Source organism: Pseudomonas sp. SDO5591_S426, from assembly GCF_054070755.1.
Map to the genome: position 1 here is coordinate 1 of NZ_JBSVXD010000401.1, position 1,370 is coordinate 1,370.

A 1,370-nucleotide genomic window follows, 5' to 3' on the forward strand; every position below is an offset into this window, starting at 1 on the left:
CCCTAATGAAATGGCTACCCCCTCACACCCTGTGATCGCTCTCTAAGCTTTCACAGGGTGTCTTTCGGAGGCCATTGCCATGAACAACGTAACTATTGTCGCTATCGATCTAGGGAAACATACCTTCCATCTGCATGCTCAAGATGATCGCGGTCATGAGCTCTACCACAAGAAATTCAATCGCGCGGGACTGGCCAGGCACTTGGCCAACCTTGAACCGTGCACGGTGGTGATGGAAGCCTGTGGCGGCGCACACTATATGGCGCGAGAAGCAGCAAAATGGGGGCATATGCCCAGGCTCATAGCCCCTCATCTCGTGCGTCCCTATGTAAAAAGCAACAAGAACGACTTCGCCGATGCCATGGCGATTTGCGAGGCGGCGAGCCGCCCGACCATGCGTTTTGTGTCCCCGAAAACCGAAGCGCAACAAGCGCTGGCCATGCTCAACTCAGTGCGCGAGTCCTACATCAAGGAGCGCACCGCTACGGTCAATCGGATTCACGCCGGCCTGTTGGAGGTCGGTATCAGCCTGTCCCCAGGCTTTCACGCCATCAAAGAACTGCCAGCGCTGCTGGAGGAATGCTCATTTTCTGCACTGATCAAACAAATCCTGCTGGGACTGCATGCGCACTTCAACTACCTGGACGGGCAGGTCAAGGCGCTGGACAAGCAGGTTGAACGCCAAGCCGCTGAAGATGATCTGGCTTCTCGCCTGATGACGATACCTTGCGTAGGCCCCATCACCTCCAGCGTCCTGGCTGCGGAGTTGGGCAACGGCCAGCAGTTCAAGTGCGGTCGAGACTATTCAGCCTCGATTGGGCTGGTGCCCAAACAACATTCCACCGGTGGCAAGACCGTACTTTTGGGTATCAGCAAACGCGGTGACCGAAATCAAAGGCGACTGCTCATTCAATGCGCCCGTGTGTATCTGATGGGGCTGGAACGGCAGACAGGAGCGCTAGCCGATTGGGTTCGCCAGCTACTGGCTCGCCATCATTCCAACCGTGTGGTCTGCGCCCTGGCCAACAAACTGGCAAGAATCGCGTGGTCGATCGCCGCTCACCATGATGAATTCAAGGCGGGGTCAAGCGCGATGAACGCTTGACCCCGCTGCCACCCGAGCACCACCCACCTGGTTTTGCGATGCTGGATAACAGATGACGTGAACGGCCAACCGGCCTGACGACTACCCTGGGCTCCCACAAGGCTGAAAAAGCCTTCTCCCTATGAAGGGCCGTCAGGCGCGATTCTCATCGAGGCGCAGGGTCGTCCCCCAGACGCCGGATAGATGAAAGCAAGCCAAACACACATCAAAAACAGTATTGCAGAAATGGGGGTATCCATAGATGTGGGAGCGGGCTTGCCCGCGA

1 protein-coding gene is annotated in these 1,370 nt (G+C 57.0%); it reads left to right on the top strand.

Annotated features, from left to right (window positions below; all coding sequences use genetic code 11):
- Positions 1-79: 79 nt before the first annotated feature.
- A complete protein-coding gene (locus ACW9JC_RS30290) occupies positions 80-1,105 on the top strand; it encodes an IS110 family RNA-guided transposase (RefSeq protein WP_338581902.1) in 1,026 nt (341 codons plus the stop codon).
- Positions 1,106-1,370 lie beyond the last annotated feature (265 nt).

What these genes read in the sequence shown, in the direction of transcription:
- ACW9JC_RS30290 (WP_338581902.1), top strand. Translation starts at nt 80, where the DNA reads ATGAACAACGTAACTATTGTCGCTATCGATCTAGGGAAACATACCTTC.